The sequence below is a fragment of the Photobacterium sp. 53610 genome, from assembly GCF_036409375.1.
Taxonomy (GTDB): Bacteria; Pseudomonadota; Gammaproteobacteria; order Enterobacterales; family Vibrionaceae; genus Photobacterium.
The window spans coordinates 235,215-248,951 of sequence record NZ_JAXOFS010000001.1 but is presented as its reverse complement, the minus strand read 5'-3'; the positions used below and the strand labels follow the sequence as shown (position 1 = coordinate 248,951).

Genomic DNA, 13,737 nt, shown 5'->3' with positions numbered 1-13,737 from the left:
ATTGTGAGCAAGGAAAAAATTCTTTTTATTGACCGTGACGGCACACTGATTGTTGAGCCGCCGGAAGATTTCCAGGTCGACCGTCTGGACAAACTGGAACTGGAACCTTTCGTCATCCCTGCCCTGTTAAAGCTGCAGGATGCAGGCTACAAACTGGTGATGGTCACCAATCAGGACGGTCTGGGAACCGACAGTTACCCGCAGGCCGACTTTGACGCACCACACCAAATGATGATGGCTATCTTCGAATCTCAGGGCGTCCGCTTTAATGACGTGCTGATCTGCCCGCACTTTGAACATGACAATTGCAGCTGCCGCAAACCAAAACTGGGGCTGGTGAAAGACTACCTGCAGCAAGGCAGAGTCGACTTTGCAACCTCCGCCGTCATCGGAGACCGGCAGACTGATCTGCAACTGGCCGAAAACATGGCCATCCGCGGCATTCAGTACAAGCGCGGTGAAATGGACTGGCAACAGATCGTGACCGATCTGACCACCCGGCCACGGATTGCTGAAGTTACCCGGAAGACGAAAGAAACTGACATCAAGGTAAAAGTGAACCTGGATCAGACCGGCGGAAATGTGATTCAGACCGGCATGGGTTTCTTCGACCACATGCTGGATCAGATCGCCACTCACGGCGGTTTTCAGCTGCAGTTGACGGTTGACGGCGACCTGCACATTGACGATCACCACAGTGTGGAAGACACCGCACTGGCCCTGGGTCAGGCGCTGAAGGAAGCGCTGGGTGACAAACGCGGCATTGGCCGGTTTGGTTTCAGTCTGCCGATGGACGAATGTCTGGCGCAATGTGCACTGGATTTGTCTGGCCGTCCTTATCTGAAATTTGATGCCAAATTCAGCCGTGAACAAGTCGGTGACCTGTCGACAGAAATGGTGTCGCACTTCTTCCGTTCGCTGACCGATACTCTGGCCTGCACGCTGCACCTGTCTTCGACCGGTGATAACGATCACCACATTGTCGAAAGCCTGTTTAAAGCCTTCGGCCGCACCCTGCGTCAGGCAATCAAAGTTGAAGGAAACGAGCTGCCAAGCAGTAAAGGGGTCTTGTAATGACACAGTCCACACAGAAAGTCGTCATCATCGATACAGGCTGTGCCAACGTTTCTTCTGTCCGGTTTGCCATTGAACGTCTCGGTTATGCCGTGACTGTCAGTCGGGATCCGGAAACCGTTCTGGCAGCCGACAAACTCTTCCTGCCGGGTGTCGGCACGGCCAGTGAAGCAATGAAAAACCTGGCGGAGCGCGATTTAATCTCTCTGGTCAGCAAAGTCAACAAACCACTGCTGGGTATTTGTCTTGGCATGCAACTTCTCGGCGAATACTCGGAAGAGCAAGGCCAGAATGGAACTGAAAAAGTGCCTTGTCTGAATTTATGCCCGGCCCCGGTCGTCAAAATGCAGACCGGTGACTTACCGCTGCCGCATATGGGCTGGAATACCATCACGCCGGAGGAAGGCCACCCGCTGTTCAAAAACATTCCGGCCGGGACTTATTTTTATTTCGTGCACAGCTACGCCATGCCGGATTTTCATACCGAACTGGGCCGCACCATTGCCGGTTGTGAATACGGACAGCCATTTACCGCCGCTGTTCAGAGCGGCAATTATTACGGGGTGCAGTTCCACCCTGAGCGTTCCGGGAAAGCCGGTGCACAATTAATTCAGAATTTTCTCGAAATGTAGGACGACAAGGACTGGTTATGATTATTCCCGCACTCGATTTAATAGATGGTCAGGTCGTCCGCCTGTTTCAGGGCGATTATGGTCAGGTGACCGAATATAAAGTCAATCCTGCTGAGCAGTTTGCACTGTACCACCAAGCCGGTGCTGACTGGTTGCATTTGGTTGATCTGACAGGCGCCAAAGATACCTCTGCCCGCCAGCTCGGTTTAATCCGGACACTGCTGGCCGGCACCCCGGCTAAGATTCAGATTGGCGGCGGTGTGCGTACCGAACAGGACGTGGCCGATTTACTCGATGCCGGCGCGCAACGTGTGGTTGTGGGTTCCACCGCTGTCAAAACGCCCGAGACAGTAAAAAGCTGGATGGAAACCTACGGTCCGGAACGCATCGTACTGGCACTGGATGTCAACATTGATGACAACGGCCAGCGGAAAGTTGCGGTTTCCGGCTGGCAGGAAGACTCCGGGGTGACCATTGAAGCCCTGATTGAAGATTTTCGCACCGTCGGACTGAAACACGTCCTCTGTACCGATATTTCACGCGACGGCACACTCGCAGGCTCAAATGTCGACCTGTACCGTGATTTATGCGCGCAATACCCGGACGTACAATTCCAGTCTTCGGGCGGTATCGGTTCTCTGGATGATATTGCTGCACTGAAAGGCACCGGCGTAGCAGGTGTGATTGTCGGTCGCGCCCTGCTGGACGGCAAATTTACTGCAGAACAGGCTTTTGCCTGCTGGAACGATTAAGGAGCCCGACATGTTAGCGAAACGCATTATTCCCTGCCTGGATGTTCGTGATGGTCAGGTGGTCAAAGGGGTTCAGTTCCGCAACCACGAGATTATCGGAGACATCGTCCCGCTGGCGAAACGCTATGCTGAAGAAGGAGCTGATGAACTGGTCTTCTACGATATCACCGCTTCCAGCGATGGCCGTGTCGTTGATAAAAGCTGGGTAGAACGTGTCGCCGAAGTCATTGATATTCCGTTCTGTGTCGCTGGCGGTATCAAATCTGCCGATGATGCCCGTCAGATCCTGCAGTTTGGCGCGGATAAAATTTCAATTAACTCACCGGCGCTGGCCAATCCGGCACTCATTACTGAGCTGGCAGATAAGTTTGGTGTGCAGTGTATTGTCGTTGGGATCGATTCTTACTTTGATGCGGACACCGGCAAATACCAGGTTTATCAGTTCACGGGAGATGAGTCCCGGACTCAGGTCACCCAGTGGGAAACCGCAGACTGGATTCAGGAAGTCCAGCAACGCGGGGCCGGTGAAATTGTGCTGAATATGATGAACCAGGATGGTGTTCGTCAGGGCTATGACCTGACACAGCTGAATCTGGTCCGCGATATCTGTCATGTACCGCTGATTGCTTCCGGTGGTGCGGGTACCATGGAACACTTTGCCGATGCCTTCAATATTGCCAGAGTCGACGGTGCACTGGCTGCATCTGTATTCCACAAACAAATCATCAATATCGGCGAACTGAAGCAATACCTTCAACAACAACAGGTGGAGATCCGACTATGAGCCTGAGCAGTGAAATTAATTGGGAAAAGGTCGATGGTCTGGTGCCCGCCGTGGTTCAGGACTGTCGCAGTGGTCAGGTACTGATGCTTGGCTTTATGAATGATGAAGCTTTGAATAAAACGCTGGACACCCGTCAGGTGACTTTCTGGTCCCGCAGTAAGCAACGTCTCTGGACCAAAGGTGAAACCTCAGGAAATGTGCTGCAACTCAAGCAAATTCAGCTCGACTGCGATAAAGACACCCTGCTGGTCAGTGCCGAGCCGATTGGCCCCACCTGCCACCTGGGCACAACAACCTGCTTCGATCAGGGCAGTACTGACGACGGTGAAAATGCCAGTATGCCCGATCTGGTGTTTCTTCACCGACTGGAGCAAGTGCTGGCAGCCCGTAAAGGCGCCGATCCCGAGTCTTCCTACACCGCCAGCCTCTATGCCCGTGGCACCAAGCGGATTTCGCAGAAGGTGGGTGAAGAAGGCGTTGAAGTCGCGCTTGCGGCAACGTCGGGTGACAAGGCGGAAGTGATTTCTGAGTCTGCTGATCTCTTGTATCACCTGATTGTCCTGTTGCAGGATCAGGGACTGAGTCTGGCAGACGTTGTCGCCAAATTGCAGGAAAGACACAAGGGCTGAATCCGCCCCCGATACGTAAAAAGGAAGCCTGGGCTTCCTTTTTATTTTTATACGGTTTCAGTGGCCTCTCGGGCTTCTTCAATCGCTTCTTTATAGTGTTTCCGACAAACCGAAACATAGCGGTCGTTACCGCCGATTTCAACCTGATCACCATCGGCAATGGCTTTACCTGAGGCATCGTGGCGAATCACCATATTCGCTTTGCGGCCACAATGGCAGACAGTTTTCAGTTCCACCAGTTTGTCAGACCATGCCAGCAGGTACTGACTGCCTTCAAACAGCTCGCCCCGGAAATCAGTGCGCAGCCCATAGCAAAGCACAGGGATATCAAGCTTATCGACAACTTCAGTCAGCTGCAAAACCTGAGTTTTGGTCAGAAACTGGCACTCATCGATCAACACGCAATCTACACGAGACGCGTGATTCATCAGAGAAAGCTTATCCCACAGATTATCTTCCGGGCCGTACAATTCTGCATCTTCCGACAAACCGATACGGGAACTGACTTTCCCCTTCCCAAACCGGTCATCAATTGCCGCTGTAAAGATGACAGGCGACATCCCCCGCTCACGGTAGTTAAATGACGACTGCAATAATGTCGTCGATTTCCCGGCATTCATGGCCGAGTAATAAAAATACATTTGCGCCATCAGGCTTTCCGCTCAACTCTGAATAACGGCTGATGCTACCGAAGAAGATTCTCAATTGGAAGCAAATCGGTGCCATTCATGTCTTTCCCCGTCAATACGTTCATGAATCAAGCATGACAGTCGACTCAGGCTGACCGGACACAAAAAAAACCGGTCAAGTGCAGCACTTGACCGGCTTGAAGCGCATACAGGCAGATCAGCTTACCTGGCCAGCTCCTGAGTGCCTTTTAAAGGACGCTTGGCAATCCAGCCAAGGCATACACAAACCAGCAGGAAGCTGACGGTCGCAGCCATGAAGGACACCCCCAGTGAGTCTGTCAGACCTAAGACGGTAAAGCCCACGGCTGTCACCAGAGCGACGGACAAAGCATAAGGCAATTGCGTCGACACATGATCCATGTGATTACAACGTGCACCTGTTGACGACAAAATCGTGGTGTCAGAAATTGGCGAGCAGTGGTCACCGAAAACAGAACCCGCCAGCACCGCACTCAGCATTGGCAGAATCAGACTGATTTCTGTCGCAGCGGCCAGATCACCCGCGATTGGCAGCATAATTCCGAAAGTGCCCCAAGACGTTCCGGTAGAAAACGCCATCAGACCTGACAGTAAAAACAGAATAACCGGCAACCACACCGGAGCAATATTTCCCTGAACCATCGTCGACAGGAATTTACCCGTGGCCATATCACTGATCACACTGCCAATCGTCCAGGCAAAGAACAGAATCAGAATTGCGCCGAACATTGATTTCGCGCCAATCCATAAAGCATGAACAATTTGCTTAACCGGAATTGCCTGACGCCCGACAGCAATCAAGGCAGAAAGTAATCCCAGCAAACCACCGTAACAAAGTGATGCACCAACATCTGTTGATTCAAACGCACCCAGAACAGAGAAAGGTTTTCCGTCTGCCTGCAAACTCTGGTTACCGGTAAAAATCATGAAGAATAAGGTTGCTGCAACCAGCACAAGAATAGGAACAATGAGATCACTTACTTTCCCATTTTCACTTTCTTCAATTTCTAATTCATCATTCAGATCTTTGGCTTCGGCATGAATTTCATCATGATCAAACCCAAGCGCATGACTGGCTTGCACTTCATGTTTTTTCATCAGGCCAACATCCAATTGGAACCAGGCCACAACGAATACCATCAACAATGCAAATACTGCGTAAAAGTTCATAGGTGCCAGTTGAATAAACGCACTCAGTGCAGAATATTCTGTAACACCATGTGAAACCAAAATACCACCAACAACTGTAATGATATATGCCCCCCAACTTGAGGCTGGCATCAGTACGCACATAGGTGCGGCAGTCGAGTCCAGAATATAAGCCAGCTTAGAACGGGAAACATAAAAACGATCCGTTACCGGTCTAGAAATTGACCCGACAGCAAGACTGTTAAAATAATCATCGACAAAAATAAACACGCCAAGAAAAGCGGCTAAAAGTTTTGCACCGCGTTTACTTTTGATTTTTGTTTGAGCCCAATGTGCAAATGCACGCGTACCACCAGACAATGTCAGCAGCGCAGTGGTCATTCCTAATAAAAGCAGAAAAGCAACAATACTCATATTCCAGGTATTGATACCGCCATCTTCAATAAAGAGGCCTTTTACTTTACCGCCAACATAAGACAAGGTATTCGCGGCACTAAAGTCTGTCAGTAATAGCGCACCCATCAGGATACCAATGCCTAAAGACAACAGAACGCGCCGGGTCAGAATTGCCAGACTCAATGCCACAAGGGGCGGTAAGACTGAAATGGAAGATTGGGAAAAATCTACAAGGTTCATGATCTCTACTACAACCGATCTTGGTTGGAGATCTACTGCTGAACACGGCTTTACCGTGATGGGAAGCAAAATAGGAAGGCGGGTTTCACCTCTCCGGACCCCACAGTAGCGCTCCATAGTTAAATGTAAATTACTATGGCAGTGTTGTCCCTATTTGGCGACAACCCCAGCAAGGTGCTTTGACAGTTCAACCTTACTTCGGCACTGGCTCCTTTCACTGACGTTCTTCGGGGTCACCTCCCGCCAGTTACTAATAGACAATGCACCTCTACCCTTAGTCAAGGAACCGCGTATTCTACTTTTTGTTATCTGATTTGCAACCTATAAAGTACAAGATTAACTCATACTGATGAATAAGCGCTTACTAATTTACTGTATTTACTTACATTTACAGCGAGCATTACGATGTTGAATATGAAATTACTCACATTCAAACGCATTAAGAAAATTAGAACTATCTCAATTTATTAACAAGCAAAAATTTGATTTCTTCGCATCAGATGGCGATTAATCATTATGACACGGATAAAAAACCATCGAATTAACTCCGTAAATCTGAGATTTTATTTGGCAGACAGGTTTAAAAAGTATTACTATTGCTGATATAAACTTTCTCACTAATTATTAGTATAACGACAATAGGAAATTTAAAATGTCTGATGCAATGAAAGCGCTATTAAACCTTCGTAGTCTTCGTGCACTTGCTCGTGAATATTCACTGGAGCAACTGAAAGAAGCTCTGGAGAAACTTCAGACCGTTGTCACCGAACGTGAAGAGTCTGATGCAGAAGAAATCGCGAAAGAAAAAGAGCGCGAAGACAAACTGAACCAATACCGTGAAATGCTGCTGGCTGACGGTATTGACCCAGAAGAACTGATGGCAAGCCTGGGTAAAACTAAAACCAAGCGTGCTGCTCGTCCGCCAAAATACAAATTCATCGATGAAAACGGCGAAGAGAAAACCTGGACTGGCCAGGGCCGTACTCCTTCAGCACTGAAAAAGGCGCTGGATGAAGGTAAATCTCTGGACGACTTTAAGATCTAATCTGATTCGATTTGATCAAAAAGCCCGGCAACTTTAGCCGGGCTTTTTCTTTTTCCAACATCAATTTAGAGCAATCACTTAAATAATGGCTATGCCATTAGTGAATACTGTCTGCTAGTGTACTCACAGCCAGCGCAAAGTAATGCGAGCGATTCCATTTCAGTAATGTCTGATAATTGCCATAAATCAAATAAGCACGACCATGATTATCATCCGGTTGAACTAACCAGGCATCTACATCAACTTTAGGCAATGCTGAGCCATTTAAACGACGCACACCCAATGCCTGCCATTCTGACAACGTTTTCCGCTTCTGAGGTTCCACCCCTTTCAGATCATCGCTCAGGCCATCAGGAACCTTCACCTGACGTCCCCAGGTATATTTATCATCCCAGCCAGATTTACTGAGATAATTTGCAGCCGAAGCGAAGACATCCGCTTCCGTTTTCCAGATATCTGCCTTACCGTCTCCATTTCCATCCACGGCAAAAGTCAGATAAGAAGTCGGCATAAACTGTGGTTGTCCCATCGCCCCTGCCCAGGAACCTTTCATTTCACTCACAGTAATATGTCCGTCCTGAAGAATGCTCAGTGCAGCCATAATCTGCTCACGGAAAAAAGCTTCCCGCCGGCCTTCATATGCCAGGGTAGTTAAAGCTTCAATCACGCTGTAACTTCCGGTCAGCTTGCCAAAATTACTCTCCACTCCCCACAAAGCAACAATGAACCGAGGCTGTACGCCATACTGACGCCCAACACGCTCCAGTGCCTTCCTGTGCTGGTGGTAATACTTATTTGCCTGGGCAATTTTCCATTGCGGAACCGCTTTCGGCAAATACTCATCCAGAGTGAGTTTTTTCTCCGGCTGGTTTTTATCGGCTGTAACCGCACGCTCAATAAATGTCACATTGGCAAATGCAGATTCCAGAATCGATTCATCAATTCCCTTCGCTCGCGCTTCCTGCTTTAACCCGGTTACATAATTGTCAAAACTTTCATCCGCCGCAGCCATAGGCGATGAAAGGCCAAGTCCTAAGGCCACCAGGGCCGCTAACCATTGCTTCCGCATATCCATTTTTTCACCGTCAGGTATTATTCAGTGCTTTTTTTGCTTTGTATTCTTCAAGAAGATTAGTCACTGGTGGTGGTATTTGCAGGTAATAACCCTGCGTTGACAGCGACTCCCTCACCTTCCTGATATCCGCCAGGGCCAGTTTTCTGTCTTCACTCAGTTTGAGTACCATCACGAACTGAGGCGTGCCAAAGGTGCTCAGTAACGCTTCCGGGACTTCTGAAAAATCATCTTTCTTGTTGATGTATAGATAAGTGTTGTCTTTTTTAGGACTTTTATAGATTGCACAAAACATAAGCAGACCTGCTGGTTACCCTTCACCACTATCTGACCACGACAAACGGAAATCATTCCTGAACGGAGGACATTCTGCCCAGCGCTGTCACCATCATGGTCATCATTTAAACTTTATACCGAACTCTGACAAGGAGAACTTGCTGAGACCTGCCGGGGAATATAACATGCTATAACCTATGTGATAACGTACCTGAGCGCGAAATTCTCCGCGCAAGAAGAATAAGCCATGGCAAAAACGGCAGAATTGAAAGGGGGCAGCTATACGCTCTCATCACTACACTTGGCTGACAGCGGTTTAGATCAGGCGATCAGTTTCCTTAAGGATAAAGTAGAGCAGGCTCCGGCATTCTTTGCTCACGCCCCGCTGGTGATTGATATCAGCAAAACCAGTCAAGAGCTTGACTTCGGGCAGTTGCGACAAGGCATTCTGGATGCAGGGATGATCCCGGTAGGCATCAGTGGTTGCAAGCCATCACATTTACAGGCTCAGGCAAAATCCGCAGGTTTTGCCATCATGAATGCCGCCAGACAGGCAAAAGCCAGCAGCCCAGTCATGGAACCCACAAAAGTGATTCGTTCCCCGGTTCGTTCAGGGCAGCAAATTTATGCTAAAAATTGCGATCTGGTCGTATTGAATCATGTCAGCGCTGGTGCTGAAATTATTGCTGACGGCTGCATCCATATTTACGGGTGCTTGCGTGGCCGGGCAATTGCCGGAGCCAGTGGGGAGACGAACGCTCAGATTTTCTGCCATAATCTACAGTCGGAATTGATATCCATTGCAGGCAATTACTGGCTGAGCGATAAGATTCAGGAATCTCACTGGGGATCGAGTGTCGTTATCTCTTTGATAGACAACAATTTAAATATAGAGCATCTGGCTGTATAACTTTAAAAAGGAATAAAACAGATGGCACGAATTATCGTGGTGACCTCAGGTAAAGGCGGGGTCGGAAAAACGACCTCCAGTGCGGCCATTGCGTCCGGCCTTGCTCTGAAAGGCAAAAAAACAGCCGTCATCGATTTTGATATTGGTCTGCGAAATCTTGATCTGATTATGGGCTGTGAACGTCGGGTCGTGTTTGATTTTGTAAATGTTATCAATGGCGAAGCAAAACTGAATCAGGCGCTGATCAAAGATAAGCGCGTGGACAACTTGTACGTGCTTCCGGCATCGCAAACCCGTGACAAAGATGCATTAAGTAAAGAAGGCGTCGAAAAAGTTCTGAATGAAATGGATGAAATGGGTTTTGAATTCATTATCTGCGATTCTCCTGCAGGTATTGAAACCGGTGCATTAATGGCGCTGTACTTTGCAGATGAAGCCATTGTTACCACAAACCCTGAAGTAGCTTCCGTCCGGGATTCAGACCGTATTCTGGGAATTCTGGACTCCAAATCGCGTCGCGCTGAAAATAACGAAACACCAGTGAAACAACACCTGCTGCTGACCCGTTATAACCCATCCCGGGTAACGCAGGGTGATATGCTCAGTGTTGCTGACGTCGAAGAGATCCTGCACATTCCTTTGCTGGGTGTCGTACCGGAAAGCCAATCTGTTCTGAATGCTTCAAACAAAGGCGAACCGGTCATTTTTGATGTTGATTCTGATGCGGGTCAGGCTTATCAGGATACAATTGAACGTTTGCTGGGCGAAGAACGCCCGTTCCGGTTCATTGAGGAAGAGAAAAAAGGCTTCCTGAAACGAATATTTGGAGGCTAACCACACTATGGCTTTGCTAGAGTTCTTCCGCCCCAAAAAACAATCGACCGCGAGTGTGGCGAAAGAAAGGCTGCAGATCATTGTTGCTGAACGTCGCTCCGCCTCTATGGGCAGCCCGAGTTACCTGCCACAGCTTAAGCAGGATATTCTGGACGTCATCCGCCGTTATGTTGATGTCACGCCGGAACATGTCACGGTTCACCTCGATCAGAAAGAGGAAGACCTGTCCGTTCTGGAATTGAATGTGACTTTGCCAGACGAGAAATAAAAAAATCCCCGGTTTCAACGCCGGGGATTTTTTCATGAAACTTTTCAGTTTTCAGCCTGTTTTGCTGGTGACCAAAGGTAAAACACGAGGGGCAAAGTGTTCCCGGCGCCAGGTGGATAACATTTCAGGCAATGCATCTTCCGGACATCCTTTCTTCCAGGCCCAGCTCAGCAACTGATTGATTTGTTTCTTCGATGCAAGAAACTCCTGCGCCAATCCTGTTTGTTCAGAGACCGCAACCACTTCATCTTTAATGCGTTTTACCATCTGTTTATAGCCCGGCAGATCAACCAAACGCGTTAAACGTTCCGGATAATCAAGCTCGCTCATCTGCTCCACTTCCCTCACCAGAGCAATCAGCCGGTTTCCGTGTCGCTGAATTTCACGCTCGTCAAAGCCCTCTCTGGACATCACCGCTTTAGACGTGATTTCAAAACGCGCCACTTTCCACAGATTCAGTTCTTTGAGCACAAAGTTCAACGCAAGATCCCGCTTTCTGGCTTCCTGAAGCCGCCAGGCTGCCACTTTTTGCAAGATAGCCAATTGCTTCGGAGACAGCTGCCAGGCATTCTTGATGTCTTTATACACCTGATCCGGCGATACAGTACGGCTTCGTTTCACCAGCATGGTATCGCATTCTTGCTGAAGTGCTTCCATCCAGCCTTTCTCTTCCACTCCCGCCAAGAGCTTCTGATAAAGCGGCAGCAGGTAGTACACATCTGCCGCCGCATAATCGAGCTGCTTATCTGTCAGAGGACGCGCCAGCCAATTGGTTCTGGCTTCCCCTTTCTCCAGTTCAATCCCCAGATATTCCTGGACCAGCGCGCCAAAACCGGTCGACAGTCCATGTCCGAGAAACGCAGCCATAATCTGCGTATCCAGCATCGGAGTCGGCATACAACCCGCAGCAGACTGAAACACTTCCAGATCCTCACCGCAGGCATGGAGTACTTTAATCACCCCGGGGTTCTTCAGCAGCGCCCAAAGTGGCGACAGGTCTGTCAGAGCCAGCGGATCGATCAGGGATAACTGCTCGCCATCATACAGCTGAATCAGCCCCAGCTGGGCAAACAGGGTTCGGGTGCGAACAAACTCAGTATCCAGCATCACAGCAGGATACTGACTTGCCTGCTGGCAGACTTCTGCCAGTCTGTCGTTCGTTGTTATGATTTCAAATTTCAAAGCTCACCTTTTTACAGAGACTAAGCTCACATTGCCCAGTCTTGCATATCAATGCACAGAGCGGAAAAACAAAGTGCCGGCTAAACAGCCGGCACTAACGCAAAATCAGTGTATCTTAAAATCGGCGTTTATGCTTGTGCCGCCTCTTTCTGGGCTTGATCCGACTCTTCGCGCAACGCACGTCGTAAAATCTTACCCACATTAGTTTTCGGCAGCTCATCGCGGAATTCAACCACTTTGGGTACCTTATAACCAGTCAGATACTGGCGGCAGTGGGCCAGCAGCTCATCCTTCGTCAAGCTCGGATCGCGCTTCACGACACAGATCTTTACCACTTCACCGGCCGCACCATTCGGTTGGCCAATCGCGGCAACTTCCAGCACTTTCCCATGAAGCGCAACGACATCCTCGATTTCATTCGGGTAAACATTGAAACCCGAAACCAGAATCATATCTTTCTTCCGGTCTACGATATGCAGGAAACCATCTTCATCAAAGCGGACCACATCACCCGTCGACAACCAGCCATCCTCAGACAGGACCTCACGAGTTGCTTCCGGACGCTGCCAGTAACCTTTCATAACCTGCGGACCTTTCACCTGCAGTTCGCCGGTCTGATCCATGCCCAGCACGTTACCTTCTTCATCCACAATACGGATATCAGTCGACGACACCGGTAAACCAATCGATCCGTTATATTCGGTCAGATCATGCGGGTAAGCAGCCACCAGAGGAGAGCATTCCGTCAGGCCATAGCCTTCCAGCAAATAGTTTTTGGTGGTTGCCAGCCATTTTTCTGCAACGGCTCGCTGAACGGCCATACCGCCACCCACCGACAGACGCAGTCGGCTGAAGTCCAGTTCGTGGAAATCTTCATTACCAAGTAACGCATTAAACAGGGTGTTTACCCCGGTCATCGCTGTAAATGGGTAACGTTTCAGCTCTTTGACAAAAGTTGGAATATCTCTCGGATTGGTGATCAGCAGGTTCTGACCGCCCATCTCGATAAACAGCAGACAGTTCACCGTCAGCGCAAACACGTGATACAGCGGCAGCGCCGTAACCACAAACTCACGACCTTCGTGCAGAATCGGTCCGTATGCAGCTTTGGCCTGGAAGACGTTAGCCATCATGTTTCGGTGGGTCAGAATTGCCCCTTTCGCGACACCGGTTGTCCCTCCCGTATACTGAAGGAACGCCATGTCATTGCCTTCAATGAACGGCTTCACATACTGCATACGGCGTCCCTTTTTCAGGGCATGATTGAGTGACGTTGCATGTGGCAGATGATACTTCGGCACCATCTTTTTGATGTATTTCACCACAAAGTTCACCAGGGTACGCTTTGGATGCGACAGCTGATCACCTAAGCTGGTCAGAATGACATGCTCAACGCCCGTATTCCCGACGATTTTTTCCAGCGTGTGTGCAAAATTGGACACAATGACAATGGCTTTCGCACCAGAATCGTTCAGCTGATGCTCCAGCTCACGAGGGGTGTACAGCGGATTGACGTTCACCACCACACAACCGGCCCGGAGAATACCGAACAGCGCAATCGGGTACTGAAGCAGGTTGGGCATCATGACTGCCACACGATCACCTTTTTTCAGTTTCAGATCGTTTTGCAGATATGCCGCAAAAGCCCGGCTGCGTTCTTCCAGTTTCCTGAAAGTCATCACCTGGCCCATGTTGATAAAGGCCGTTTGGTCGGAATATTTCTGGACAGACTGTTCAAAAAGTTCAACCAATGAAGTGTAAGCATCTGGGTTGATTTCAGCCGGTACATCATCCGGATAGCGGTTAAGCCAAACCTTATCCACCAT

At 49.2% G+C, this 13,737-nt stretch carries 15 protein-coding genes and 1 riboswitch; of the genes, 9 read left to right on the top strand and 6 right to left on the bottom strand.

The window, feature by feature from the left end; translation table 11 throughout:
• The first annotated feature begins 3 nt into the window (after positions 1-3).
• From hisB to hisIE, 5 genes are read left to right on the top strand one after another with little or no spacing between them, the layout of a single operon-like run.
• Positions 4-1,074 carry a bifunctional histidinol-phosphatase/imidazoleglycerol-phosphate dehydratase HisB gene (hisB, locus tag SPK40_RS01225; protein WP_442957536.1) on the top strand — a complete coding sequence of 357 codons (1,071 nt, stop codon included), beginning with the start codon at positions 4-6 and terminating at the stop codon, positions 1,072-1,074.
• A complete protein-coding gene (gene hisH / locus SPK40_RS01220) occupies positions 1,074-1,706 on the top strand; it encodes an imidazole glycerol phosphate synthase subunit HisH (RefSeq protein WP_330959162.1) in 633 nt (210 codons plus the stop codon). Before hisB ends, hisH begins: the two co-directional genes overlap by 1 nt.
• Positions 1,707-1,723: 17 nt before the next feature.
• Positions 1,724-2,458, top strand: a complete 735-nt coding sequence (hisA, locus tag SPK40_RS01215; RefSeq protein ID WP_330959161.1) for a 1-(5-phosphoribosyl)-5-[(5-phosphoribosylamino)methylideneamino]imidazole-4-carboxamide isomerase — start codon at positions 1,724-1,726, stop codon at positions 2,456-2,458.
• Positions 2,459-2,468: 10 nt separating this feature from the next.
• Positions 2,469-3,242 (top strand): imidazole glycerol phosphate synthase subunit HisF, encoded by a 774-nt coding sequence (gene hisF, locus SPK40_RS01210; RefSeq protein ID WP_330959160.1) that lies wholly within the window; start codon positions 2,469-2,471, stop codon positions 3,240-3,242.
• Positions 3,239-3,871 carry a bifunctional phosphoribosyl-AMP cyclohydrolase/phosphoribosyl-ATP diphosphatase HisIE gene (gene hisIE / locus SPK40_RS01205; RefSeq protein ID WP_248140881.1) on the top strand — a complete coding sequence of 211 codons (633 nt, stop codon included), beginning with the start codon at positions 3,239-3,241 and terminating at the stop codon, positions 3,869-3,871. The genes hisF and hisIE overlap by 4 nt, the downstream gene beginning before the upstream one ends.
• Before the next feature lie 47 nt (positions 3,872-3,918).
• On the opposite strand, the gene SPK40_RS01200 is transcribed toward hisIE, so the two are convergent.
• Positions 3,919-4,521: a thymidine kinase gene (locus SPK40_RS01200; protein WP_248140882.1), complete on the bottom strand. Its 603-nt coding sequence runs from the start codon at positions 4,519-4,521 to the stop codon at positions 3,919-3,921.
• 201 nt (positions 4,522-4,722) lie between these two features.
• The gene (locus SPK40_RS01195; protein ID WP_248140883.1) at positions 4,723-6,324 is read right to left on the bottom strand and encodes a Na+/H+ antiporter NhaC family protein; all 1,602 of its coding nucleotides are present in this window, start codon (positions 6,322-6,324) and stop codon (positions 4,723-4,725) included.
• A gap of 98 nt (positions 6,325-6,422) precedes the next feature.
• Positions 6,423-6,603: riboswitch (Lysine riboswitch) on the bottom strand.
• Positions 6,604-6,976: 373 nt separating this feature from the next.
• Here SPK40_RS01195 and SPK40_RS01190 point away from each other — a divergent pair.
• A complete protein-coding gene (locus SPK40_RS01190; protein ID WP_248140884.1) occupies positions 6,977-7,369 on the top strand; it encodes an H-NS family histone-like protein in 393 nt (130 codons plus the stop codon).
• Positions 7,370-7,466: 97 nt separating this feature from the next.
• On the opposite strand, the gene SPK40_RS01185 is transcribed toward SPK40_RS01190, so the two are convergent.
• Positions 7,467-8,438, bottom strand: coding sequence for a lytic murein transglycosylase (locus SPK40_RS01185; protein ID WP_248141691.1), 972 nt, complete (start codon positions 8,436-8,438; stop codon positions 7,467-7,469).
• 16 nt (positions 8,439-8,454) lie between these two features.
• On the bottom strand, positions 8,455-8,736 hold the full coding sequence (locus tag SPK40_RS01180; RefSeq protein ID WP_248140885.1) for a YcgL domain-containing protein: 282 nt from the start codon (positions 8,734-8,736) through the stop codon (positions 8,455-8,457).
• Between the two features lie 228 nt (positions 8,737-8,964).
• On the opposite strand from SPK40_RS01180, the gene minC reads away from it, so the two are divergent.
• The 3 genes from minC to minE are packed head-to-tail and all read left to right on the top strand — an operon-like array spanning position 8,965 to position 10,729.
• Entirely contained in the window at positions 8,965-9,627 is a 663-nt protein-coding gene (gene minC, locus SPK40_RS01175) for a septum site-determining protein MinC (RefSeq protein WP_330959159.1), read from the top strand.
• A 21-nt stretch (positions 9,628-9,648) separates the two neighbouring features.
• Positions 9,649-10,461 carry a septum site-determining protein MinD gene (gene minD, locus SPK40_RS01170; protein ID WP_330959158.1) on the top strand — a complete coding sequence of 271 codons (813 nt, stop codon included), beginning with the start codon at positions 9,649-9,651 and terminating at the stop codon, positions 10,459-10,461.
• 7 nt (positions 10,462-10,468) lie between these two features.
• On the top strand, positions 10,469-10,729 hold the full coding sequence (minE, locus tag SPK40_RS01165) for a cell division topological specificity factor MinE (RefSeq protein ID WP_248140888.1): 261 nt from the start codon (positions 10,469-10,471) through the stop codon (positions 10,727-10,729).
• Positions 10,730-10,780: 51 nt separating this feature from the next.
• On the opposite strand, the gene rnd is transcribed toward minE, so the two are convergent.
• Positions 10,781-11,911, bottom strand: a complete 1,131-nt coding sequence (gene rnd, locus SPK40_RS01160; RefSeq protein ID WP_248140889.1) for a ribonuclease D — start codon at positions 11,909-11,911, stop codon at positions 10,781-10,783.
• A gap of 128 nt (positions 11,912-12,039) precedes the next feature.
• A complete protein-coding gene (gene fadD / locus SPK40_RS01155) occupies positions 12,040-13,734 on the bottom strand; it encodes a long-chain-fatty-acid--CoA ligase FadD (RefSeq protein ID WP_305885159.1) in 1,695 nt (564 codons plus the stop codon).
• Positions 13,735-13,737 lie beyond the last annotated feature (3 nt).

Bases quoted from the DNA above. Each gene is read 5' to 3' on its own strand.
- hisH (WP_330959162.1), top strand. From the start codon at position 1,074: ATGACACAGTCCACACAGAAAGTCGTCATCATCGATACAGGCTGTGCC.
- hisA (WP_330959161.1), top strand. From the start codon at position 1,724: ATGATTATTCCCGCACTCGATTTAATAGATGGTCAGGTCGTCCGCCTG.
- hisF (WP_330959160.1), top strand. From the start codon at position 2,469: ATGTTAGCGAAACGCATTATTCCCTGCCTGGATGTTCGTGATGGTCAG.
- hisIE (WP_248140881.1), top strand. From the start codon at position 3,239: ATGAGCCTGAGCAGTGAAATTAATTGGGAAAAGGTCGATGGTCTGGTG.
- SPK40_RS01200 (WP_248140882.1), bottom strand. From the start codon at position 4,521: ATGGCGCAAATGTATTTTTATTACTCGGCCATGAATGCCGGGAAATCG.
- SPK40_RS01195 (WP_248140883.1), bottom strand. From the start codon at position 6,324: ATGAACCTTGTAGATTTTTCCCAATCTTCCATTTCAGTCTTACCGCCC.
- SPK40_RS01190 (WP_248140884.1), top strand. From the start codon at position 6,977: ATGTCTGATGCAATGAAAGCGCTATTAAACCTTCGTAGTCTTCGTGCA.
- SPK40_RS01185 (WP_248141691.1), bottom strand. From the start codon at position 8,438: ATGCGGAAGCAATGGTTAGCGGCCCTGGTGGCCTTAGGACTTGGCCTT.
- SPK40_RS01180 (WP_248140885.1), bottom strand. From the start codon at position 8,736: ATGTTTTGTGCAATCTATAAAAGTCCTAAAAAAGACAACACTTATCTA.
- minC (WP_330959159.1), top strand. From the start codon at position 8,965: ATGGCAAAAACGGCAGAATTGAAAGGGGGCAGCTATACGCTCTCATCA.
- minD (WP_330959158.1), top strand. From the start codon at position 9,649: ATGGCACGAATTATCGTGGTGACCTCAGGTAAAGGCGGGGTCGGAAAA.
- minE (WP_248140888.1), top strand. From the start codon at position 10,469: ATGGCTTTGCTAGAGTTCTTCCGCCCCAAAAAACAATCGACCGCGAGT.